Source organism: Pseudomonas sp. RA_35y_Pfl2_P32 (assembly GCF_963970735.1).
Lineage (GTDB): Bacteria > Pseudomonadota > Gammaproteobacteria > Pseudomonadales > Pseudomonadaceae > Aquipseudomonas.
The window spans coordinates 1-538 of the sequence record NZ_CAXAQF010000182.1 but is presented as its reverse complement, the minus strand read 5'-3'; the positions used below and the strand labels follow the sequence as shown (position 1 = coordinate 538).

Sequence of the window (538 nt, the reverse complement as noted above, 5' to 3'; positions counted from 1 at the left end):
AGGCTGCCGAACAGCCGGCCGTCCTGCAGACGAAGATCGAAGAACTGCGGTGACACCACGCGGTCGATCGCCAGGATGACGACGAGCGCTGCGATCTGGGCAAAGCCACGCCTCGGCACGAGCAAAGTCATGCCTGGCCTTCATGGGCCACGGCGTGGCCTTCGGCGGCGATGGCGGCAAGGATGTTGGTGACGTCGATGTCCTGCCCGGCGAGCTCTTCGACATGGGCGCGGTCGCGCAGAACCACGACGCGATCAGAATAGGTCACGATCTCGTCGAGCTCGGAGGAGATGACGAGCAGAGCCAGGCCGTCGTTGCAGAGCTCGCGGATCAGGCGGATGATCTCGGCATGCGCGCCGACGTCGATGCCGCGTGTCGGCTCGTCGAGCACGAGCAGCCGCGGCGAGGTAGCCAGCCAGCGCGCCAGCAGCACCTTCTGCTGATTGCCGCCGCTCATGGACGCCACTGGCAGGTCCAGGGAAGTGGTCTTGATCTGCAGGCGCTTGACCATGTCTTCGGCCAGTTGGTTTTCCTTGCG

The 538-nt window shown here is 65.1% G+C and carries 1 protein-coding gene; it reads right to left on the bottom strand.

What is annotated here, in order from left to right; all coding sequences use genetic code 11:
• Positions 1-127 precede the first annotated feature (127 nt).
• Positions 128-538: ATP-binding cassette domain-containing protein (locus tag AACY45_RS27760; protein WP_339548676.1), on the bottom strand; the 411-nt coding region annotated here is incomplete at its 5' end.